Source organism: Burkholderia sp. HI2714 (assembly GCF_002223085.1).
Classification (GTDB): Bacteria; Pseudomonadota; Gammaproteobacteria; order Burkholderiales; family Burkholderiaceae; genus Burkholderia; species Burkholderia lata_D.
This window is the reverse complement of record NZ_NKFM01000016.1, coordinates 130,884-151,388: the sequence shown is the minus strand read 5'-3', so window position 1 is coordinate 151,388 and position 20,505 is coordinate 130,884. Positions and strand designations below refer to the sequence as shown.

General features: G+C 65.4%; 22 protein-coding genes and 2 tRNA genes. 11 read left to right on the top strand and 13 right to left on the bottom strand.

Annotated elements, in window-relative coordinates; all coding sequences use genetic code 11:
* Positions 1-234 (bottom strand): hypothetical protein (locus CFB82_RS41985; RefSeq protein ID WP_218829056.1); only part of this gene is annotated, 234 nt, incomplete at its 3' end.
* Between CFB82_RS41985 and CFB82_RS41980 the strand changes: the two genes are divergently transcribed.
* A complete protein-coding gene (locus CFB82_RS41980; protein WP_143750880.1) occupies positions 233-424 on the top strand; it encodes a hypothetical protein in 192 nt (63 codons plus the stop codon). The genes CFB82_RS41985 and CFB82_RS41980 overlap by 2 nt on opposite strands.
* Before the next feature lie 126 nt (positions 425-550).
* Here the strand turns inward: CFB82_RS41980 and CFB82_RS07175 are convergent.
* A tRNA-Arg gene (locus CFB82_RS07175) sits at positions 551-627 on the bottom strand.
* A 168-nt stretch (positions 628-795) separates the two neighbouring features.
* Positions 796-1,626: an undecaprenyl-diphosphate phosphatase gene (locus tag CFB82_RS07170; protein ID WP_089483729.1), complete on the bottom strand. Its 831-nt coding sequence runs from the start codon at positions 1,624-1,626 to the stop codon at positions 796-798.
* Between the two features lie 477 nt (positions 1,627-2,103).
* On the opposite strand from CFB82_RS07170, the gene CFB82_RS07165 reads away from it, so the two are divergent.
* From CFB82_RS07165 to CFB82_RS07145, 6 genes are all read left to right on the top strand, one after another.
* The gene (locus tag CFB82_RS07165) at positions 2,104-3,015 is read left to right on the top strand and encodes an aldose epimerase family protein (protein ID WP_089483728.1); all 912 of its coding nucleotides are present in this window, start codon (positions 2,104-2,106) and stop codon (positions 3,013-3,015) included.
* 151 nt (positions 3,016-3,166) lie between these two features.
* Positions 3,167-3,868, top strand: a complete 702-nt coding sequence (locus CFB82_RS07160) for a peptidoglycan DD-metalloendopeptidase family protein (RefSeq protein ID WP_027787858.1) — start codon at positions 3,167-3,169, stop codon at positions 3,866-3,868.
* Positions 3,869-3,936: 68 nt separating this feature from the next.
* A complete protein-coding gene (locus CFB82_RS43140) occupies positions 3,937-4,083 on the top strand; it encodes a hypothetical protein (protein WP_179255378.1) in 147 nt (48 codons plus the stop codon).
* 153 nt (positions 4,084-4,236) lie between these two features.
* Entirely contained in the window at positions 4,237-5,856 is a 1,620-nt protein-coding gene (locus tag CFB82_RS07155) for an acyl-CoA synthetase (protein ID WP_089483727.1), read from the top strand.
* Positions 5,857-5,932: 76 nt separating this feature from the next.
* Positions 5,933-6,256 (top strand): DUF2288 domain-containing protein, encoded by a 324-nt coding sequence (locus CFB82_RS07150; RefSeq protein WP_089483726.1) that lies wholly within the window; start codon positions 5,933-5,935, stop codon positions 6,254-6,256.
* A 10-nt stretch (positions 6,257-6,266) separates the two neighbouring features.
* A complete protein-coding gene (locus CFB82_RS07145; protein ID WP_089483725.1) occupies positions 6,267-7,631 on the top strand; it encodes an MATE family efflux transporter in 1,365 nt (454 codons plus the stop codon).
* Between the two features lie 19 nt (positions 7,632-7,650).
* On the opposite strand, the gene CFB82_RS43135 is transcribed toward CFB82_RS07145, so the two are convergent.
* Entirely contained in the window at positions 7,651-7,827 is a 177-nt protein-coding gene (locus CFB82_RS43135; protein ID WP_089445358.1) for a hypothetical protein, read from the bottom strand.
* Positions 7,828-7,963: 136 nt separating this feature from the next.
* Between CFB82_RS43135 and CFB82_RS07135 the strand changes: the two genes are divergently transcribed.
* Positions 7,964-8,134, top strand: a complete 171-nt coding sequence (locus CFB82_RS07135; protein WP_164462557.1) for a hypothetical protein — start codon at positions 7,964-7,966, stop codon at positions 8,132-8,134.
* Between the two features lie 201 nt (positions 8,135-8,335).
* Here CFB82_RS07135 and CFB82_RS07130 read toward each other — a convergent pair whose 3' ends face one another.
* On the bottom strand, positions 8,336-9,142 hold the full coding sequence (locus CFB82_RS07130; RefSeq protein WP_011351620.1) for a GNAT family N-acetyltransferase: 807 nt from the start codon (positions 9,140-9,142) through the stop codon (positions 8,336-8,338).
* A gap of 170 nt (positions 9,143-9,312) precedes the next feature.
* Entirely contained in the window at positions 9,313-9,774 is a 462-nt protein-coding gene (gene sixA, locus CFB82_RS07125; RefSeq protein ID WP_069247657.1) for a phosphohistidine phosphatase SixA, read from the bottom strand.
* A 161-nt stretch (positions 9,775-9,935) separates the two neighbouring features.
* Between sixA and CFB82_RS07120 the strand changes: the two genes are divergently transcribed.
* A tRNA-Pro gene (locus CFB82_RS07120) sits at positions 9,936-10,012 on the top strand.
* Between the two features lie 353 nt (positions 10,013-10,365).
* A complete protein-coding gene (locus CFB82_RS07115; RefSeq protein ID WP_069249261.1) occupies positions 10,366-10,794 on the top strand; it encodes a hypothetical protein in 429 nt (142 codons plus the stop codon).
* Between the two features lie 97 nt (positions 10,795-10,891).
* On the opposite strand, the gene ppx is transcribed toward CFB82_RS07115, so the two are convergent.
* On the bottom strand, positions 10,892-12,406 hold the full coding sequence (ppx, locus tag CFB82_RS07110; RefSeq protein ID WP_046545374.1) for an exopolyphosphatase: 1,515 nt from the start codon (positions 12,404-12,406) through the stop codon (positions 10,892-10,894).
* Between the two features lie 279 nt (positions 12,407-12,685).
* Here ppx and ppk1 point away from each other — a divergent pair, with 279 nt between their 5' ends.
* Positions 12,686-14,749 (top strand): polyphosphate kinase 1, encoded by a 2,064-nt coding sequence (gene ppk1 / locus CFB82_RS07105; RefSeq protein WP_089483724.1) that lies wholly within the window; start codon positions 12,686-12,688, stop codon positions 14,747-14,749.
* A gap of 127 nt (positions 14,750-14,876) precedes the next feature.
* Here ppk1 and phoR read toward each other — a convergent pair whose 3' ends face one another.
* From phoR to pstC, 6 genes are read right to left on the bottom strand one after another with little or no spacing between them, the layout of a single operon-like run.
* On the bottom strand, positions 14,877-16,196 hold the full coding sequence (gene phoR, locus CFB82_RS07100; protein ID WP_069247655.1) for a phosphate regulon sensor histidine kinase PhoR: 1,320 nt from the start codon (positions 16,194-16,196) through the stop codon (positions 14,877-14,879).
* 57 nt (positions 16,197-16,253) lie between these two features.
* Positions 16,254-16,955 (bottom strand): phosphate regulon transcriptional regulator PhoB, encoded by a 702-nt coding sequence (phoB, locus tag CFB82_RS07095; RefSeq protein ID WP_027787869.1) that lies wholly within the window; start codon positions 16,953-16,955, stop codon positions 16,254-16,256.
* Positions 16,956-16,984: 29 nt separating this feature from the next.
* Entirely contained in the window at positions 16,985-17,689 is a 705-nt protein-coding gene (phoU, locus tag CFB82_RS07090) for a phosphate signaling complex protein PhoU (protein ID WP_069247654.1), read from the bottom strand.
* Between the two features lie 18 nt (positions 17,690-17,707).
* Positions 17,708-18,556 carry a phosphate ABC transporter ATP-binding protein PstB gene (gene pstB, locus CFB82_RS07085; RefSeq protein ID WP_069247653.1) on the bottom strand — a complete coding sequence of 283 codons (849 nt, stop codon included), beginning with the start codon at positions 18,554-18,556 and terminating at the stop codon, positions 17,708-17,710.
* 15 nt (positions 18,557-18,571) lie between these two features.
* Positions 18,572-19,465: a phosphate ABC transporter permease PstA gene (pstA, locus tag CFB82_RS07080; RefSeq protein ID WP_069247652.1), complete on the bottom strand. Its 894-nt coding sequence runs from the start codon at positions 19,463-19,465 to the stop codon at positions 18,572-18,574.
* A complete protein-coding gene (gene pstC / locus CFB82_RS07075; protein WP_089445338.1) occupies positions 19,462-20,448 on the bottom strand; it encodes a phosphate ABC transporter permease PstC in 987 nt (328 codons plus the stop codon). Before pstC ends, pstA begins: the two co-directional genes overlap by 4 nt.
* Between the last annotated feature and the right edge of the window lie 57 nt (positions 20,449-20,505).

Genomic DNA, 20,505 nt, shown 5'->3' with positions numbered 1-20,505 from the left:
CTCATACACCGCCTCCAACGTCAGTTCCTGTCGTCTGGCGATCTCTTTCGCTCGCACGCCGTCGCTGAACATCAGAATCGTCCGCGACCGGTCTCGTATTCGCCAATCACGACGGCTTCTCGCCATCGCTTCAAGCTTTGTACGTTCTTCCTGCGTCAGTTCCAGCGCTTTCAATGCCATCAGCTTCGTTGCTCGTCCCGTCCAGTTCGAACCATGATTGTAGAGACATTTCATGTCGAAGGCTTATATCCGCATGCGCGAACAACAAAAAAATTGCACGTATTTGGAAGTGTACGATCTTCAGTTAAAAGATCGGCGCGCAATCATGCGCGAATTGAGCATGATGGGCATAACCGCTGGCTCGCTATTTCCGGGGCTAGATGGTAGTTGTGAAGAACTGAAAGAACGCTACTTTGACGACTGAACAGTGACATCCGGAGGAGACGCGCCTGCGGGGCACTATTGAGGACGTTTGCCTACATGGTGCCTACACGGAAGTGTGCCATGAAAAACCAAACGGCAGAAAAGCCCCGTAACTGTTTGATTTCACTGGCCCGCCCTACACGATTCGAACGTGTGACCTACGGCTTAGAAGGCCGTTGCTCTATCCAACTGAGCTAAGGGCGGTCGGGGAGAAAAGACACGGCTGGCGCGGGCTGCATTTGACACGAGGCATCGAGCAACGACAAAACCACCCAACTCGACGCCCCGAAACAAAACGGGCCCGGCATGAAGCCGAGCCCGAAATTATACCCGATCATCGCGCCACATCACGCGAGATCGACCATCTCAGCATCAAACCGGTTGCGGATGCAGCATGAACCAGCCGAGACAGAACACACCGGCGATCACGCAATACACGCCGAACGAAGCCAGCCGGCCACGCCCTTCGAAGTAGCGCATCAGGAACCGCACGCTCAGGTACGCGGCAATCGCCGTCAGCACGCCGCCGAGCAGCGCATCGGCGAGTTGATCGCGCGCATGGAACAGCTTCGGCAGTTCGAGCACACCCGCCGCGAAGATGATCGGCGTACCGAGCAGGAACGAGAATTCCGCGGCCTTCTCCGCCGTCAGCCCCGCGGCATTGCCGGCGATCATCGTCAGCCCGCTGCGCGAGAAGCCCGGAATCAGCGCGCCGATCTGCGCGAGACCCACGAAGAACGCCTGCTTGAACGTCATCTTCTCCGGTGCCTGATGCGCGCGGCTGCGCTGGATGCGGTCGCCCAGCCACAGCAGCACGCCGTTCACGATCAGCGCGACCGCGACGATCCGCAGGTCGTGGAACACGCGCTCGATCCGCTTCTCGAGGAGCAGCCCGACGATGCCGGTCGGGATCGTACCGATGATGAGCGCCCACATCAGGTGCCCGTCGTCGTTCTTGCGACCGCCGAGCTGCGCGAAAAAGCCGCTGATCAGCGCGGTCCAGCGCGCGCGGAAATACCACAGCAGCGCCAGCGCGGTGCCGAGGTGCAGCGCGACGAGGAACGGCAGCAGTTGCGGTGCGTGCTTGTCGATGTGCATGCCGAACAGCGCCGGCACGAGCAGCGTATGGCCAAGGCTGCTGACGGGGAAGAGTTCGGTGACGCCCTGCAGGACGCTCAGGAATACCAGAAACCAGAGACTCACGCGTCGGTCCTTTTAGTGAAGTTTGAGCGGAAAGGGAAGCGGACGACGCGATGCGCGTCCGAAAAACGCGCCCCGATTATGCCGAGCCCGGATTACTGCGCCAAGGCATTTGGCTGGATATTGCGGCAATGCACACAAACGCTTGCAACTTGTAAGCAGCCAGAAAGCAAAAAGCCCGCCATTTGCATGGCGGGCCTTTCGACTTCGGCAGGAATTGCCGTCAGCGGCCGAGCTGATAGAAAAATAATACCGTGCTGCCGGTGAACATGCCGAACAGTGCGATACCCATTGCCATTGCCAGATCCATGGCCCCCTCCACGAAGTGTCATGACCCGGCAACATCACCGGTTTAGACGCATTATCCCGACCGTTGACGGTCTTAAAAACTCGCGATTTCCCGAGAAGGGTTTTCCCCGAGCCGCCACGGCCCGATAATGGAGCGCGCCATTCCCGTCCACCCGCCCAACCCGATTCGCCATGCCGACCTTCCAGCAACACGACATTCACGAACTTCACGCCGGCCCGTCGCTCGTCCGGGTCGCTCCGCAATTCGGCGGCCGCCTGCTGTCATGGGAGGTCGACGGCGAACCGGTGATCTTCTGGCCGGACACGGCCGACTGGAGCAACGTCGCGCGCGTGCGCGGCGGCAACCCGCTGCTGTTCCCGTTCCTCGGCCGACACCGCGTCGACGGCGAACTCGGCCGCTGGCGCGACGCCGCCGGCGTGGTGCGCGACCTGCCGATGCACGGTTTCGCGCGCGACCTGCCGTTCGCCGCGCAACCGTCGGCCGATGGCGCCGCGCTGTCGATGACGCTCGACGCGACCGACGCGCTGCGCGCAAGTTACCCGTTCGACTTCCGGTTCGAAACGACCTACCGCCTGGCCGACTCGCACACGCTCGAAGTCGCGCTGACGACGACCAATCGCGGCGACACGCCGCTGCCCTACTACGCCGGCCACCATTTCTATTTCGCGCTGCCGCACGGCGAACGCGCCGAAACCACGCTCGAGCTGCCGCCCACGCATCGTTGCGCGCAGCAGGCCGACGGTTCGATCAGCACGCCCGAACCGGGCGAAGCCCGTTATCACCTCGACAATCCGGACATCCTCGACCGCTTCCACTGCCTCGACAGCGTGCCGGCCACGCCGGTGCGCATCGTGATGCCGGGCCGCCGCCGCACGATCGAGATCGCACTCGACGTGCCGGGTTCGGTCCCGTGGTATGCGGTGACGACCTGGACCGAGAAGCCGGATTCGGACTTCTATTGCGTCGAGCCGTGGCTCGGCCTGCCGGATGCGATTCACAACGGCCTCGGGCTGCGCATGCTCGCGCCGGGCGCGACCGAAACGGCCACGCTGCGGATTCGCGTCCTCCCGCTCGCCGGCTGATACGTAGGCTGAAACGCCGTCAGGCAACGCGCCGAACCGGCGCGCCGCAGCCCCGATAACGGCCAAACTGCGGTGCGCGGGTCGAACCCGTTAAAATCGGATGTTTTGTGTTGCCTGCCGCGTCACGCGCGGCAGGGTTTTGCGAGGTTCAATGTTCGGAACAACAACGAAGCGACTCTTCGCAGCCGCCTGCGCCGCCCTGCTCGTCGCGTGCGGCTCCGCGCCTGTCGGCCCCGGGTTCTATCGCGTCGAGCGCGGCGATACGCTCTACAAGATCGCGCGCGACAACCGCACGTCGGTATCGAACATCGTGCGCTGGAACCAGATGACGAACCCCGATGCGATCGAAGTCGGCCAGGTGCTGCGCGTCGCGCCGCCGCCCGGCACGACCACCGCATCGACGCCGTCGACCACCGGCACCGGCAGTGCCGGCCGGGCCCGCCCCGCGCCTTCCGCTCCGGTCGAATCGGCCGTCAAGCCGGCCACGAGCATCGCGCTGATCTGGCCGGCCGCCGGCAATGTGGTCCGCACGTTCGACGGCTCGAAATCGAAGGGCATCGACATCGCGAACTCGCCGGGCACGCCGGTGGTCGCGGCTGCGCCGGGTGTGGTCGTCTATGCGGGTAACGGGCTGCGCGGCTACGGCAACCTGATCATCCTCAAGCACAACGCCGACTACCTGACCGCCTACGCGCACAACCGCGCGCTGCTGGTGAAGGAAGGCCAGTCGGTCACGCAAGGGCAATCGATCGCCGAGATGGGCAACAGCGACAGCGATCGGGTCGCGCTGCATTTCGAGTTGCGCTACGGCGGCCGATCGATCGACCCGTCACGCTACCTGCCGGCGCGCTGAGCACCCGATGGACGACACGCGATGCCGGCACGCATCGCGTGTCGTCACGGTGAAAACCGGGAAAGGTGATGTCAGCGCTTGCGCAGACGTCCGGTGAACCGGCCGGACAATGGATCGACGTGACGGGCAAACGCCACCAGTACGCCGATTCCTATCAGGCTGAACCCCGCAGCTATCAGAAGCAAATCCATGGTCACACACTGATTTTTTCGTGATCTTATGCGTCATTGTGGAATCGTGCACTGAGCCGTGGCTGTTGGACGAGTACGAAGATTCCCTACCCTCAGACGCCATTGTGGATTCGTCTGCGTGAAATCCTGATGTAAGCCGCTCGCGCGACGCCACGTTCGCCCCCAGGAGACACCTCGATGCTGCCCGCCGCCGACCGCTACGACGACCTGCTCTCCCGCTTCGCGTGGGACGTCCCGGCGCGCTACAACATCGGCGTGGACGTCTGCGACAAATGGGCCGACGGCAGCGGACGCCTCGCGCTGATCCACGAAACGGCGCAAGGCGACGTTTTCCGGATCACGTTCGACGACCTGAGGAATGCTTCTAACCGGCTCGCGAACAGCTTCGTGCGCGCCGGCCTTCGGCGCGGCGACCGGATCGGCATCTTTCTCGCGCAGGGCCCCGAAACGGCCGCCGCGCACCTCGCCGCGTACAAGCTCGGCGCGATCGCGGTGCCGCTCTTCACGTTGTTCGGCGTCGATGCGCTCGAATACCGGCTCGCGAACAGCGAGGCGGCGGCGCTCGTCACCGACGCGGCCGGCTACGCGAAAATCGCGCCGCTGCGCGCCCGGCTGCCGGCACTGCATACCGTCTACTGCATCGGCGACGATGCGCCCGACCAGCCTGGCGTGCTGCGCTACGACGCGGCGCTCGCCGCCGAAACACCCGACTTCGTGCCGGCCGATACGGCCGCCGACGATCCGGCGGTCATCATCTATACGTCCGGCACGACGGGCAAACCGAAAGGCGCGCTGCACGCGCATCGCGTGCTGCTGGGCCACCTGCCGGGCGTCGAGATGTCGCAGCAGTGCTTCCCGCGCGACGCGCGCCTGTTCTGGACGCCCGCCGACTGGGCATGGATCGGCGGCCTGCTCGACGTGCTGCTGCCGTCATGGCATCACGGCGTGCCCGTGCTCGCCCGCCGCTTCGAGAAATTCGACGGCGACGCGGCGTTCGCGCTGATGGCGCGGCACGGCGTCACCCATGCGTTCCTGCCGCCCACCGCGCTGAAGCTGATGCGTACCGTCCCGGCACCGCGCGAGCGCTACGCGCTGTCGCTGAAATCCGTCGCGAGCGGCGGCGAGTCGCTCGGCACCGAGCTGACGGCCTGGGGGCGCGAGGCGCTCGGCGTGACGATCAACGAGTTCTACGGGCAGACCGAGTGCAACATGGTGCTGTCGTCGTGCGCGGCGCTGTTCGATGCGCAGCCTGGCGCGATCGGCAAGGCGGTGCCCGGCCATGCAGTCGCGATCGTCGACGCAGACGGCACGCCCCTGCCGCCCGGCGTCGAAGGGCGCATCGCGGTGCGCCGTCCCGACCCGGTGATGTTCCTCGAATACTGGCGCAACGCCGACGCGACGCGCGACAAGTTCGCCGGCGACTACCTGCTCACCGGCGATACGGGCACGGTCGACGCCGACGGCTTCGTGCGCTTCGTCGGCCGCGACGACGACGTGATCACGAGCGCCGGCTACCGGATCGGCCCCGGCCCGATCGAGGACTGCCTGCTCACGCACCCGGCGGTGCGGATGGCCGCCGTCGTCGGCGTGCCCGACGCGACCCGCACCGAGATCGTCAAGGCGTTCGTGGTGCTGAATCCGGGCCACACCGGCGACGCTGCGCTCGTGCAGGCGCTGCAGGCACATGTGCGCACGCGCCTCGCCGCGCACGAGTATCCGCGCGCGATCGCGTTCGTCGACAGCCTGCCGATGACCGCGACCGGCAAGATCGTGCGCCGTGCGCTACGCGACGCGTAGGCCGGCCGCCACCCGTGCCGCCGGCCCGGCCGGATGGTTTATAGTGGCGCCACTACGCAGTCTTTCCAAGAAAACGATGTCCTCTGATCACCACTTCGACGCGGGCGCGTCGCACAGCCCGCTCTACGCCAAACTCCTCGGCGAAACCGCCAAGATCGACTGGTGCGATCTCGAACGCTTCTTCGCGCAGGGCAAGCTGCTGTCCGTGGCACGCGACCTCGATCTCGTCAGCGTCGCGGAAGCCGTTGCCGACGACGATGCCGAGCAGGTCACGCGCTGGCTGTCGGCAGGCCTCGTCGCGCGCATGCCGGCCGAAACCGCTGCCGATTACGCGGCGCGCAACCCGGAGCTGTGGGCGGTCGTCGTCTCGCCTTGGGTCTGCGTGCAGGAACGCGCCTGACGCGTCCGCCATGTCCGAATCCGCGTTACCGCACGGGGCCGGCATGGCCGCCGTCACGCACCGGCGCGTCCTCGCGCTCGCGTTCCCGATCGTCCTCGCGAACCTGACCCAGCCGATCCTCGGTGCCGTCGACACGGCCGTCGCGGGCCACCTCGACGGCACGCAGTACCTGGGCGGCGTCGCGCTCGGCGGGCTGTTCTTCAATTTCGTGTTCTGGGGGTTCGGTTTCCTGCGGATGGGGACGACCGGCCTCGTCGCGCAGGCGCATGGCGCCGGCGACGCCGCCGGGATCCGCCTGAACCTGCTGCGCGCGTTGATCGTCGCGTTCGCACTCGGCGCCGCCGTACTGGCGCTGCAGGTGCCGCTGCTGTCATTTGCGCTGTCCGCGCTCGGCGGCAGCGATGCCGTCCGCACCACGGCGCTTGCCTACAGCCATGCGCGAATCTGGAGCGCACCGTTCGCGCTCGCGAACTACGTCGTGCTCGGCTACCTGCTCGGCATGCAGCGCGTGCGGCTCGCGCTCGTCGCGCAAGTGTTCATCAATGCCGTGAACATCGGCGCCGTGCTGCTCTACGCGTATGGCTTCGGCTGGGGCATCGCCGGCATCGGCGCCGCGACGGCCACCGCGGACACATGCGGTTTCGCGCTCGGCGCATGGATGCTGTGGCGGCTACGACCGCGCGGCCTTGCGCCGATCGCGGTACGTGCCCTCGCCGACCGCATCGCGCTCAAGCGGCTGATCGTCCTCAATCGCGACATCTTCCTGCGCACGCTGTGCCTGCTCGGCGCATTCGGCTGGTTCGCGCACCTCGGTGCAAAACAGGGCGATGCGACACTCGCGGCAAATGCACTGCTGCTGAATTTCCAGACGTTCATGGCGTACGGCCTCGACGGCTTCGCCCATGCGGCCGAGGCACTCGTCGGCGCAGCAGCCGGCGCGCGCGACCGCAGCGCGTTCCGGCAGGCCGTCCGCGTCACGCTGTTCTGGTCGGCGCTCGGCGCGCTGCTGTTCGCGCTCGTGTACTGGACCGCCGGCGGCTGGATCGTCGCGCGCCTGACCGACCAGGCCGAGATCCGCGAAACGGCGCAGCGCTACCTGCCGTGGGCCGCGCTTTCGCCGATCGTGTCGGTCTGGGGCTTCCTGCTCGACGGCGTCTTCATCGGCGCGACGCAGACGCAGTCGCTGATGCGTGCGATGGTCGCGTCGTTCTCGATCTTCGTCGTGGCCACGCTCGCCGCCGTCGGCACGTTCGGCAATCACGGCCTCTGGTTCGCGCTGCTGCTGTTCATGGCCGCCCGCGGCGCGACGCTGGCGCGCTACCTGCCGGCGCTGCTGCGGCACATCGGCGCCGACGTGCCCGCGGCCCGCGCCTGACGGCGGACCGAACCGGCCGTTATTGCGTGGGTTTCGGCGGCGGCGCGTCGAGCATCGACGGCGGCGTCATGTCGGTCGGCACGCCGTGATAATCGGCCGGATCTTCGGGCGGATGGCCGCGACGGGCCTGATGCGGATCGCTGGTACAGCCGGCAAGAAAAGATGCGGCCAGCACGGCCAGCATGAAACGGGTCATCGGGTATGGCTCCGGAAATCGGCGCGCCCATCGCACGCCGGGACCGCGCCGAGTCTAGCGGAAATCCTGCTTCGGAGTCGCGCCGCGCATGTCCTACTATGTACGCATGGCGCTGTGCCGCGGAAAGGAGGCTGCCATGTCGTCTGAAGAAATTGCCGGCCTGATCGGGCTGTTCGTCGGTCTGATGGTGCTCGTCGCCCTGTCGTTCTTCGAGTCGCGCGAATACAAGCGCAGCCATGGAGGCGAAGGGATGATCCACCACTGGATGGCCGAACACCACCTGCTCGACTGGCGGCGCAAGCACTAAGCGCGCCGCTGCCGTCCGGCCCTTCCCCGGGCCGTTCTCGAACGTGCCGTCCCGCGGCACGCCGGTGATCGCGTATCGCCGAAATTAACAGGGTCCGAATCACACGCGTTGATCAGATGGACGAACGCCGTCGCGCGGCTCGTGCCACGCGGCGGCGTTCGCTTGCGCGCGCCCGGGCGGGCGCGACGCGCTTCCGACGGCTCAGCCCAGGAAGTGGCGGGCGTAGCGCGCGTTAATGTCGGACAGGCGGAACAGCGTCAGGAAATCGGCGCAGTTGAAGTCGGGATCCCAGGCCGGCGCACCGCAGATCTTCGCGCCGAGACGCAGGTAACCCTTGATCAGCGGCGGCGGCGCCACGACCGTGCCCGTCTGCAGTTCGTCGACCGGCAGGGCCGTGTGCGGGAACGCGCGATATTCCGGCGCCGTCAGCGAGCCTGCCGACAGCGACTGGTACAGGTTCGCCGCGTAGTGGCCGCCGTCGGCCATCGACACGCTCGCGCATCCGAGCATCGTCTCGTAGCCGTTCTGCATCATGTACGCGCCAAGGCCGCCCCACAGCGCCATGATGACGGCGCCACTGCGGTAGTCGCTGTGCACGCACGAGCGGCCCACCTCGACCATCTTGCCGCGCAGGTGCGTGAGGCGCGACAGGTCGAATTCGCCTTCGGCGTACAGGCGGCCGACACGCGCCGCCTGGTGCGGCGGCAGCACGCGATACGTGCCGACGACCTTCAGGGTGTCGAGATCGCGAACCAGCAGGTGGTCGCAGTACGCATCGAACGGATCGACGTCGAGACCGGAGGGGCCGCTGACCTGCGCGCCCATCTCTTCGGCGAACACGCTGTAACGCAGGCGCTGGGCTTCGCGCAATTCGTCTTCCGTACGCGCCCACGCGGCGCGCAGGCGATACTCCGATGTGACGGTTTCAGCAGCGCGCGGCAAGTGACGCCGCGACGTGTCGAGGGGCAGCGAGGCAAATGGGAGCGTAGGCGTCGGCAGTTCTCGCATTAGGCTTTCCTGGTCGTAAGGAATAGGACGACATGCCCGCCAATGTAGTAATCGGCCGTGACCGTTATGTGGCACGACCGTGTCCTTTCAATGACGTGTCGCCGAATTGACTTTAGCAGAAAGCTTGCGAAACCGTACGACGAATCCCTTCAAAGCCCTTCAGACGGGCCTCACAGCAGGTCGGGCGTCATTACCGCGCGCAGTACGGCCTGCCGGCTGCCGTCACGCGTGCGGCTCGCCAGCCACACGATTCCGCCCTTCTTGACGCTCCAGCTGTCGTCGCCGCCGGCGATCAGTTGCGCGGCGACGCTGCCGAGCGTCGGCTGGTGCCCGACGATCACGACCGTCGGCGCGATGCCCTCCGGCCAGCCGGCCGCCGCCAGCACGTCGTCGACGCTGCCGCCCGGCGCGAGCGCGTCGACCGTCCGGTACTGGTCGGTCAGCGCCTCGACCGTCTGCACGGTCCGGGCCGCCGGGCTCGCGAGGATCACGGCGTTCGTCTCGAGCCGGCCACGCAGCCATTTGGCCATCGCCTGCGCGTCCTTGCGGCCCCGGACGGTCAACTGGCGTGCGAGATCGCTCGCCGCGTAGTCTTCGGCTTCGGCGTGGCGCCACAGGATCAGGTTCATCATGATGTTCTCCTTGCTTCGGCGAGCGGCCCCGCGCCCATGCGTCCGGGCCCCGCCGATGACCGGGCGAATTGTCGCAAATTGCGGACCTTTGCCGCCGCGGCATTTACCCGCATATAGGGATTGACCGGATCAGACATTCAACGATACAATCTTTGGCTCGTCGGAGCGTAGCGCAGCCTGGTAGCGCATCTGATTTGGGATCAGAGGGTCGTAGGTTCGAATCCTATCGCTCCGACCAAGGAATCAAGGGGTTACGGTTAATACCGTAGCCCCTTTTCCGTTTCTGGGCCCTTCAAGCGTCAACCGGGATTCCGGTTCGCAGCGCCTCGATTCATTGTAGGGATCAATTGGGGCATCGACGCTTCAACGATCCACCCAGCCCTCGGCGGCCAGATTTCGAAGGCCGGCACCAAGCAAGTGGCTTACGGCCTTTCGCTTCAAATGCAGGAAAGGCTGACTGGAAACGACCGAGCGCCCGCCTGGCCGGCCCGTCGCATCACCGACGGCATACGCGCCAACGAACCATCCGCAGCCCGCATACGGCACTTGCCGGAACACGCGATAATGCGCGTGGACAACCCGCCCTCGCGCATGAAAAACAACATTCTGAAGACCGCCCTCTGCGCATCGCTGCTCGCGACTGCCGGCACCGCGTCGGCCAAGGCGCTCGACGACGCGCTCGACTGCCATTCGACCGGCCACAAATTCGTCGCGCCGCTGCTCGCCGCCGGCGACATCCAGTCGGAGCCGATGCACGTCGAATCGAACTCGGTCAACGCATTCCGCACGAGCCACGCGCTGACGGCGTACGGCTTCGGCGTCTATGTCGTACTCGGATACCAGGCGAACGACCCGATCTTCCGCCCGGGTGACGGCACGCCGATCGGCGACTGGGCCTATGGCGTCGTGGTGCGGGGCACGAAAAGCGCGGTGGAAGAAGCCGTGCGCAAGGCCGGCAGCGATGCGACCGTCAAGCAGGCGTTTCCGTTCCTGACCGCGATCGTCTGCTCGTCGGACTGACCGGCCGCCAGGACGCTCATGCGGCAAGCCCGAGGGGCACCAAGCCTGCCTGCTGCCCGGCCCCTCCCAGCCCCGCTATCGACCTCGCTTCGGCCTGTTACGCGCCGGTATACACCACGCGATACGGGATACCGACCTTCTCCCACTCGGCCGCCTCCTGGCTGAGGCTGTAGTCGGTCAGCGGGTTCTGCTCGACCCACGCGCTCGGCAGGCGCACTTCATACCCGCCTTTCTTCATCTGCGAAACGGAAATGTCCGGCAGCCCGGCATCGGTCCGGCGCCGGCACAGCAGCGCCGCGAGTCGCAGGCAGAACAGCAGCGGCCACTCGACCTCGCGCGCCTGCGACAGCTTGCCGAGCTTGCCGGCGTGACCGAGCACGAGCGCGGCGAGGCGCGCCTGGTCGGTGCGCGAAAAACCCGGCATGTCCGCGTTGCTCGCAATATAAGCCGAGTGCTTGTGATACGCGCTGTGCGAGATCGACAAACCGATCTCGTGCAACGCGGCCGCCCAGCCGAGGAACATCCGCCCTTCCTCGCGCGCCTCTTCGTCGGCTTCCTCGAGTTCGTCGTAGAAACGCCCCGCCAGCGCGCCGATCCGCTCGGCCTGCGCACGATCGACACCGTAGCGGCGCGTGAAGCCCTCGACGGTCACCGCACGCATGTCCTCGTGCTGCGTCCGGCCGAGCAGGTCGTACAGCACGCCGAGACGCAGCGCGCCGTCGGTCGTATCGACGTAGTCGACGCCGAGTTCCTCGAACACCGCGAGCATGATCGCGAGGCCGCCCGCGAGCACCGGCACGCGATCGGGCTTCAGCGCGATCAGCTTCAGCCGGTTGACGTTCTCCGACTTGATCAGCGCGCGCTTCAGGCGCTCGAGACCGCCGCGCGAAATGCCGTGCGTGATGCCGGGATCGTTGAAGCCGTTTGCCTCGACGAGTTCCGCGAGCGCACGCGCGGTGCCCGACGAGCCGATCGCCTGGTCCCAGCCGGCCTTCTTGTACTCGCTTGAAATGATCTGGATCTCGCGCTTGGCCGCGAGCTCGGCCTGCCGCATCGTGTATTCGTCGACGTTGCCGGCCGGGAAGAAGGTGCGGCTATGGCTCACGCAGCCGATATAGAGGCTCTCCATCACGATCGGCGTGTAGTGCGAGCCGATGATGAATTCGGTGGAGCCGCCGCCGATGTCGACGACGAGCCGCTTGCCCGCGCTCGCGGGCACCGAATGCGCGGCGCCCGCATAGATCAGCCGCGCTTCTTCGCGGCCCGCAATCACCTCGATCGGGAAACCCAGTGCCGCTTCGGCCTCGCCGAGAAATTCGCCCGCGTTCTTCGCGACGCGCAGCGTGTTCGTCGCCACCGCGCGCACGTGATCGGGATGGAAATCGCGCAGGCGCTCGCCGAACCGCTTGAGCGCTTCCCAGCCACGCTCCTGCGACGCGCGATCGAGCATCTTGTCGCTCGACAGGCCCGCGGCCAGCCGGACGGGCTCGCGCAGCGCGTCGACGGGATAGATCTGGCTGCCCGCCGGCGTTTCCTCGACGCGACCGACGATCAGCCGGAAGCTGTTCGAGCCGAGATCCACGGCAGCCAGCAAGTGGGGGGTTGTAACCATCAGAAGGGGGCTCCGTGCGCGTTCGCCCGCGGCGGCCGGTGCGACAGCCGTGGGTGATCAATCAAAGGCGACATTTTAAGCGTGGAACGCTTGCCGTTGCCACGCTTCACGGGCATGCATACTGCTCGTTTGCATATAGCCGAAACATTTATGAGACGAAACGGTTACAGCGTAGAATTTCCCGATATAAATACACTATTGTCATCAGCACGTCATCGTACCGTGAGAGTTTCCGAGCGTCCTTTCGAATCATCGCCCGAATCACCCCCTACTCTGCCGATGTCCGTCCGTTATCCGCTTCTCAATCGTGAACTCGGCATCCTCGGTTTCAACGAGCGCGTGCTGGCCCAGGCAGCCGATCCGCAAGTCCCGTTGCTCGAGCGTCTCCGCTTCATCTGCATCACCAGCAGCAACCTCGACGAATTCTTCGAAGTCCGGATGGCCGGGCTGCAGGAGCAGATCCGCGACAACCCCGGCGCACTGACGCCCGACGGCATGTCGTTACAACATGCTTACGACCTCGTCGTCGAACGCGCGCAGCGGCTCGTCCATCGACAGTACACGATGCTGCACGAAACCGTGCTGCCCGCGCTCGAACAGGAAGGCATCTACTTCCATGCGAGCGACACGTGGAACGACGAGCAACTCGAATGGGCGCGGCACTACTTCCTCGACGAGCTGCTGCCGGTGCTCACGCCGATCGGCCTCGATCCCGCGCACCCGTTCCCGCGCGTGCTGAACAAGAGCCTGAACTTCGTCGTCGAGCTCGAAGGCCGTGACGCATTCGGCCGCCAGGCCGTGATGGGCATCGTGCAGGCGCCGCGCGCGCTGCCGCGTGTCGTGCGCATGCCGCACGCGCTGTCGGGCTTCGAGCACGGCTTCGTGCTGTTGAGCTCATTCATGCAGCGCTTCGTCGGCGAACTCTTCCCGCAGCTGAGCGTGAAGAGCTGCAACCAGTTCCGCATCACGCGCAACAGCGAATTGTTCGTCGACGAGGACGAAATCACGAACCTGCGCGTCGCACTGCAGGGCGAACTGCCGGCACGCCACCTCGGCAATGCAGTGCGCCTCGAGGTGTCGGCCGACACGCCGCCGCACATCGTGCGCCGCCTGCTCGAGGAAAGCGAACTCGGCGAGAAGGATTGCTATCGCGTGGCCGGATCGGTGAACCTCGTGCGGCTGATGCAGATTCCCGATCTCGTCGATCGCCCCGACCTGAAATTCACGCCGTTCACCGCGTCGACCCCGTCCGCGATCACGAACGCGCCGACGATGTTCGACGCGATCGACAACGGCGACATCCTGTTGCACCACCCGTACGAGAGCTTCCAGCCGGTGCTCGAACTGCTGCAGCAGGCCGCGAAGGATCCAAGCGTCGTCGCGATCAAGCAGACGATCTACCGCACCGGCACCGATTCGCCGCTGATGGACGCGCTGATGGAAGCCGCGCGCAACGGCAAGGAAGTGACCGCCGTCGTCGAACTGCTCGCGCGCTTCGACGAGGAAACCAACATCAACTGGGCGTCGCAGCTCGAAGCCGTCGGCGCGCATGTCGTGTACGGCGTGGTCGGCCACAAGTGCCACGCGAAGATGATGCTGATCGTGCGGCGCGTCGTGCAGGCCGGCAAGGCGTCGCTGCGCCGCTACGTGCACCTCGGCACCGGCAACTACCACCCGCGCACGGCACGCCTCTACACCGACTTCGGCCTGATGACGGCCGACCAGAAGATCTGCGAGGACGTCCATCACGTGTTCCAGCAGCTGACCGGCATCGGCGGCGAACTCACGCTGCACGAGCTGTGGCAGTCGCCGTTCACGCTGCATCCGCGCATCATCGATTCGATCCGCGCGGAGATCGACAATGCACGCGCCGGCAAGCGCGCGCGCGTCGTCGCGAAGATGAACGCGCTCCTGGAGCCGACGGTGATCGCCGCGCTGTACGAAGCGTCGCAGGCCGGCGTCAAGGTCGACCTGATCGTGCGTGGTGTCTGCGCGCTGAAGCCGGGCGTGCCGGGGCTGTCGGAAAACATCACCGTGCGCTCGATCGTCGGCCGCTTCCTCGAGCACCACCGGATCTACTATTTCCACGCGAACGGTGCCGAGGACGTCTATCTGTCGAGCGCCGACTGGATGGACCGCAACCTGTTCCGCCGCGTCGAAGTCGCGTTCCCGATCCGCGATCGCAAGCTCAAGCGGCGCGTGATCGCCGAAGGCCTGTCGGTGTGCCTCGGCGACAACCAGTCGGCGTGGCAGATGCAAAGCGACGGCCACTACCGCCGCCGTCGCGCCGGCAAGACGACCCGCAACGCGCAACTCGGGTTGCTCGCGAAGTTCTGCGCTTGAATCGGCAGCGCGGCGCGCGTCGCGCACCGCGTCGCTCCAAATAAAAAACGCAGCCCGCGGGCTGCGTTTTTTGTTGCGAACCCGGCATGCCGCCGCTCGCCAAAGAGCGACGGATGCCGTTACGCGATCATGCCTCGTAAGCGGCCGGCCGGATCGCGATGATGCGCGCGCCCGGGAAGCGCGCGGTGAACGTGCTGCCGCGCCCTTCCTCGCTCTGCACGTACAGGTGCGCGTCGTGCCGCTGCAGCACGTGCTTGACGATCGCAAGGCCGAGCCCCGTGCCGCCGGTGTCGCGCGAACGGCTGCGGTCGACGCGGTAGAAGCGTTCGGTGAGCCGCGGCAGGTCGGCGGCCGGGATGCCGAAGCCGCTGTCCGTGACGGAAAACACACCCTGCGCACCTTCGCGCCGCCACGTCACGACGATCTTGCCGCCTTCCGGCGTATAGCGGATCGCATTCGTGACGAGATTCGCGAACGCGCTGAACAGCTCCGTCTGCGCGCCGGTGACGCCGAGCGTCTCGTCGATCGCGAACGCGATGTCGTGATGCCCGTTCGACAGCGTCTGCGCGTCCTCCTTCAGATGGTCGAACACGGCGCGCATGTCGATCGCGCGATCGAGCGGCGGCTTGCTTTCGCCCTCCAGCTTCGCGAGCACCAGCAGGTCGGTGACGATGTGCCGCATCCGCGACGCCTGCTGCTCCATCATGTCGAGATAGCGCGCGCGGTCTTCCTCGTTCAGCGGCAGCTCACGCATCGTCTCGAGGAACCCCGACAACACGGTGAGCGGCGTCTTCAACTCGTGCGACACGTTCGCGACGAAGTCGCGCCGCATCGCATCGGTCCGCTCGAGCTCGGTGATGTCCTGCGTGAGCAGCAGCTTGCGGTTCTCGCCGTACGGAAACACCTGCACTTCCAGCACGTTCTGCCGTGAATCGCCCATGCCGCGCATCACGAGCGTCTCGTCGTAATGTTGCGCGTTCAGATAGCGGACGAACTCGGGATGGCGTACCAGGTTGGTGATGTGCTGGCGCAGGTCGCGCTTCGCGTCGAGGCCGAAATGGACCTCGGCGATCGCGTTGCACCACTCGATCTGGTCGTGGTCGTCGAGCATCGCGACGCCGTTCGGCGATGCCTGGATCGCCTGGATGAAGCGCGAATGCTGCTGCTCGACCTGACGCACCTGCGCATGCCACTGCTTCGCGAGCTTGTGCAGACGATAGTAGATCTCGCCCCAGATGCCCGGCGCGCTCGGCACCTCGCCATAGACCGGCGCATCGAGCAGCCGCCACAGACGCTGCGTATGAAAGGTGCTGAAAAAGCCCTGCGCGATCAGCATCACGACCACGAACACGAGGCCCGCGGTCGGGCCGGCGAAAACGCCGACCAATACGCCGATCAGCACGAGCAGCACGAGCGACACCAGAAAGCGCGCCCAGATGATGTTCATGATTCAGCGCCCGAAAGAATGAACGGCATGCCGTGGCACACGGCATGCGTGGATACGTTACGCGTGCTTGGCGAGCCGGTAGCCGCTGCCGCGCACGGTCTCGATCATCGCATCGCAGCCGGCCGGTTTCAAGGCCGCGCGCAATCGTTTGATGTGCACGTCGACGGTGCGCTCCTCGACGAACACGTGGTCGCCCCACACCTGGTCGAGCAGTTGCGTGCGGCTGTGCACGCGCTCCGGATGCGTCATGAAGAAATGCAGCAGGCGGAACTCGGTCGGGCCGAGATCGAGCTTGATCTCGCTGCCTTCCGCATGCGCGGCGACGCGATGCGTGGCCGGGTCGAGGCGCAGCCCGTTGATCGACACGACGTCCTCGGTCAGCTGCGGCGCGCGGCGGCGCAGCACGGCCTTGATCCGCGCCATCAGTTCCTTCGGCGAGAACGGCTTCGTCACGTAGTCGTCCGCGCCGATTTCGAGGCCGAGCACCTTGTCCTGCTCGTCGCCGCGGGCGGTCAGCATGATGATCGGGATATGCTTGGTCCGTTCGTTGTTGCGCAGGTCGCGCGCGAACGCAATACCGGACTTGCCCGGCAGCATCCAGTCGAGCAGCACGAGATCGGGCAGCACGTCGCTGATCAGGTTCTGCGCCTGTTCGGCGTTGTACGCCCGAATCGGGCAGTGACCGGCGTGCTGGAGATTCACCGAGATCAGTTCGGAAATCGCGGGCTCATCTTCAACGACGAGAATGTTGCTGGGCATCGGCACCTCTGTTCTTCCTATGGAGTCGATTAACTGTTGGCTTCGCGATCGAGCGTGTCGCGCGGCTGGTGCCGCACGTCGGTGCCCTTCACGATGTAGATGATGAATTCGGCGATGTTCTTCGCGTGGTCGCCGATCCGCTCGATCGCCTTCGCGATGAACAGGTAGTCGAGGCCGACCGAGATCGTGCGCGGATCTTCCTGCATGTACGACACGAGCTTGCGCACGAACGCGCGGAATTCCATGTCGATTTCCTTGTCGTCCTTGACGATCTGCGCGGCGGCCACCGTATCGAGGCGCGCGAATGCGTCGAGCGCGCGGCGCAGGATCGTCACGGCCATCTCGCCCGACACCTTGATCTCGGCGATGTTGACCGCACGCGCGGCCGGCTCGTCGACCAGGCGGCGCACGCGCTTCGCGATCTTCTCGGCCTCGTCGCCGGCGCGCTCGAGGTTCGTAATCGTTTTCGAAATCGACATCAAAAGGCGCAGGTCACGCGCGGCAGGCTGCCTCCGCGCGATGATGTTGCCGCACTCCTGGTCGATGTCGACTTCCATCGTGTTCAGGACTTCTTCGTTCGCGATCACCTTCTCGGCCGCATCGCGATCGAATTCGTTCAGTGCATGCATCGCGCCGACGATCTGCGACTCGACGAGCCCGCCCATTTCCAGCACTTTCGAGGACACCGCGTTGAGATCGGCGTCGAACTGGCTCGACAGATGTTTATCCGACATGGCTGTTGTTCTCCGTCATCAGCCGAAGCGGCCGGTGATGTAGTCTTCCGTTTCCTTGCGCACCGGCTTGATGAAGATCTTTTCGGTCTCGCCGAATTCGATCAGCTCGCCCAGGTACATGTAGGCCGTGAAATCCGAGCAGCGTGCGGCCTGCTGCATGTTGTGCGTGACGATCACGACCGTGTAGTCGCTCTTCAGCTCCGCGATCAGCTCTTCGATGCGGCCCGTCGAGATCGGGTCGAGCGCCGAGCACGGTTCGTCGAGCAGCAGCACTTCCGGACGGATCGCGATGCCGCGCGCAATGCACAGACGCTGCTGCTGGCCGCCCGAGAGGCCGTAGCCGCTCTGGTTCAGCTTGTCCTTCACTTCGTTCCACAGCGCGGCCTTCGTCAGCGCCCACTCGACGCGGTCGTCCATTTCCGAGCGCGTGAGCTTTTCGAACATCTTCACGCCGAACGCGATGTTGTCGTAGATCGACATCGGGAACGGCGTCGGCTTCTGGAACACCATGCCGATCCGCGCGCGCAGCAGCGAGATGTCGCGCTTCGTCGTCAGCAGGTTCTCGCCGTCCATCAGGATTTCGCCTTCGGCGCGCTGCTCCGGATAGAGCGCGAACATCTTGTTGAACGTGCGCAGCAGCGTCGACTTGCCGCAGCCCGACGGGCCGATGAACGCCGTCACCTTCCCTTCGGGAATGCTCAGGTTGATGTTCTTCAGCGCATGGAACTTGTTGTAGAAGAAGTTGAGGTTGTTGACCTCGATCTTCGCGTTCAGCGGCTCGAGCGGACGGCCGTGCGCCGCATCTTGCGTGCCGGCCGGCGCTGCAGTGCGCTCGACAGGATTCAGGTGGCTTTCTGCCATATTCATCGGATTGCTCCGCCGTTACTTTTTCGAGAAGATCGAGCGCGCCAGGATGTTGAGTCCGAGCACCCCGAGCGTAATCAGGAACACGCCCGCCCATGCGAGCGACTGCCATTCCGCGAACGGGCTCATCGCGAACTTGTAGATCGTGACGGGCAGGTTCGCCATCGGCTGGCTCATGTCCCACGAGAAGAACTGGTTCGACAGTGCGGTGAACAGCAGCGGCGCCGTTTCGCCGGCGATCCGCGCGACGGCGAGCAGCACACCCGTGATGATCCCGCCGACCGACGCGCGCAGCGTGATCTTCAGCACCATGCGCCACTTCGGCGTGCCGAGCGCGAAGGCTGCTTCGCGCAGCGCGTTCGGCACGAGCTTCAGCATGTTCTCGGTCGTGCGGATCACGATCGGAATCTGCAGCAGCGCGAGCGCGATCACACCGGCCCAGCCCGAGAAGCGCCCCGACTTCGCGACGACGATCGCGTACACGAACAGGCCGATGACGATCGACGGCGCGGACAGCAGGATGTCGTTGATGAAGCGGATCGTGCTCGCCAGCAGGTTCTTCTGGCCGTATTCGGCGAGATAGACGCCCGCGAGGATGCCGATCGGCGTGCCGACCAGCGTGCCGAAGCCGCACAGCAGCAAGCTGCCGACGATTGCGTTCGCGAGACCGCCGCCTTCCGTGTTCGGCGCCGGCGTCGATTCCGTGAACAGCTGCAGCGACAGGCCACCGACGCCGAGATGCACCGTCGTGTAGAGAATCCACACGAGCCACAGCAGGCCGAAGGCCATCGCGGCGAGCGACGCGGTCAGCGCGATCGCGTTGACGGCCTTGCGCTTGCGCTGCAGGCGGTTGCGCATCGCGTCGAGCACGGCGCCATCCGGCCCCGGGAAATTCATGATGGGCTCGCTCATTTCTTGCCCTCTCCCTTCTCGAGACGAAGCAGCAGCAGTTTGGAGATGGTCAGCACGACGAACGTGATCACGAACAGGATCAGGCCCAGTTCCATCAGCGCGGACGTATGCAGGCCCGGCTGCGCTTCCGCGAATTCGTTCGCGAGCGCCGACGTGATGCTGTTGCCCGGTGCGAACAACGACACGCTGTCGAGCAGGTTCGTGTTGCCGATCACGAAGGTCACGGCCATCGTCTCGCCGAGCGCGCGGCCGAGGCCGAGCATCACGCCGCCGATCACGCCGGTCTTCGTATAGGGCAGCACGACCTTCCACATCACTTCCCAGGTCGTGCAGCCGATGCCGTACGCCGATTCCTTCAGCAGCACGGGCGTGACTTCGAACACGTCACGCATCACCGATGCGATGTACGGGATGATCATGATCGCGAGGATCACGCCGGCTGCCAGGATGCCGATACCGATCGGCGGGCCAGCGGTCAGCGGGCCGAGAATCCACACGTCCTTGAACAGGCGGCCGATCGGCTTCTGGAAATATTCCGCGAAGATCGGGGCGAACACGAGCAGGCCCCACATGCCGTAGACGATCGACGGAATCGCGGCGAGCAGCTCGATCGCGATGCCGAGCGGGCGGCGCAGCCACACGGGCGACAGCTCGGTGAGGAACAGCGCGATGCCGAAGCTGACCGGCACGGCGATGACGAGCGCGATGATCGACGTCACGATCGTGCCGTAGATCGGCACGAGCGCGCCGTAGATGTCCGAGTTGGGATCCCACTCGGATTGCAACAGGAAGCCGAGACCGAACTTCTGGATGGTCGGCATCGACGCGATGATCAGGGAAACGATGATCCCGCCGAGCAGCAGCAGGGTCACGATGGCGGCAAGCCGTGCAAGACCGCCGAATACGACATCCCCGAGGCGGCTCGGCGCGCGTTGCTGCGCAACGTCGGCGGACCGTGAGGACGTATAGGAAATATCAGACATGGGTGCCTGCTTTTGATTGCCGGGCGCCGTAACGCCCGGCTTTACCGCACACACTGC

Coding starts and splice junctions, on each gene's coding strand:
- CFB82_RS41980 (WP_143750880.1), top strand. CDS start 233: ATGTCGAAGGCTTATATCCGCATGCGCGAACAACAAAAAAATTGCACG.
- CFB82_RS07165 (WP_089483728.1), top strand. CDS start 2,104: ATGCCGACCTTCCAGCAACACGACATTCACGAACTTCACGCCGGCCCG.
- CFB82_RS07160 (WP_027787858.1), top strand. CDS start 3,167: ATGTTCGGAACAACAACGAAGCGACTCTTCGCAGCCGCCTGCGCCGCC.
- CFB82_RS43140 (WP_179255378.1), top strand. CDS start 3,937: ATGTCAGCGCTTGCGCAGACGTCCGGTGAACCGGCCGGACAATGGATC.
- CFB82_RS07155 (WP_089483727.1), top strand. CDS start 4,237: ATGCTGCCCGCCGCCGACCGCTACGACGACCTGCTCTCCCGCTTCGCG.
- CFB82_RS07150 (WP_089483726.1), top strand. CDS start 5,933: ATGTCCTCTGATCACCACTTCGACGCGGGCGCGTCGCACAGCCCGCTC.
- CFB82_RS07145 (WP_089483725.1), top strand. CDS start 6,267: ATGTCCGAATCCGCGTTACCGCACGGGGCCGGCATGGCCGCCGTCACG.
- CFB82_RS43135 (WP_089445358.1), bottom strand. CDS start 7,827: ATGACCCGTTTCATGCTGGCCGTGCTGGCCGCATCTTTTCTTGCCGGC.
- CFB82_RS07135 (WP_164462557.1), top strand. CDS start 7,964: ATGTCGTCTGAAGAAATTGCCGGCCTGATCGGGCTGTTCGTCGGTCTG.
- CFB82_RS07130 (WP_011351620.1), bottom strand. CDS start 9,142: ATGCGAGAACTGCCGACGCCTACGCTCCCATTTGCCTCGCTGCCCCTC.
- sixA (WP_069247657.1), bottom strand. CDS start 9,774: ATGATGAACCTGATCCTGTGGCGCCACGCCGAAGCCGAAGACTACGCG.
- CFB82_RS07115 (WP_069249261.1), top strand. CDS start 10,366: ATGAAAAACAACATTCTGAAGACCGCCCTCTGCGCATCGCTGCTCGCG.
- ppx (WP_046545374.1), bottom strand. CDS start 12,406: ATGGTTACAACCCCCCACTTGCTGGCTGCCGTGGATCTCGGCTCGAAC.
- ppk1 (WP_089483724.1), top strand. CDS start 12,686: ATGTCCGTCCGTTATCCGCTTCTCAATCGTGAACTCGGCATCCTCGGT.
- phoR (WP_069247655.1), bottom strand. CDS start 16,196: ATGAACATCATCTGGGCGCGCTTTCTGGTGTCGCTCGTGCTGCTCGTG.
- phoB (WP_027787869.1), bottom strand. CDS start 16,955: ATGCCCAGCAACATTCTCGTCGTTGAAGATGAGCCCGCGATTTCCGAA.
- phoU (WP_069247654.1), bottom strand. CDS start 17,689: ATGTCGGATAAACATCTGTCGAGCCAGTTCGACGCCGATCTCAACGCG.
- pstB (WP_069247653.1), bottom strand. CDS start 18,556: ATGAATATGGCAGAAAGCCACCTGAATCCTGTCGAGCGCACTGCAGCG.
- pstA (WP_069247652.1), bottom strand. CDS start 19,465: ATGAGCGAGCCCATCATGAATTTCCCGGGGCCGGATGGCGCCGTGCTC.
- pstC (WP_089445338.1), bottom strand. CDS start 20,448: ATGTCTGATATTTCCTATACGTCCTCACGGTCCGCCGACGTTGCGCAG.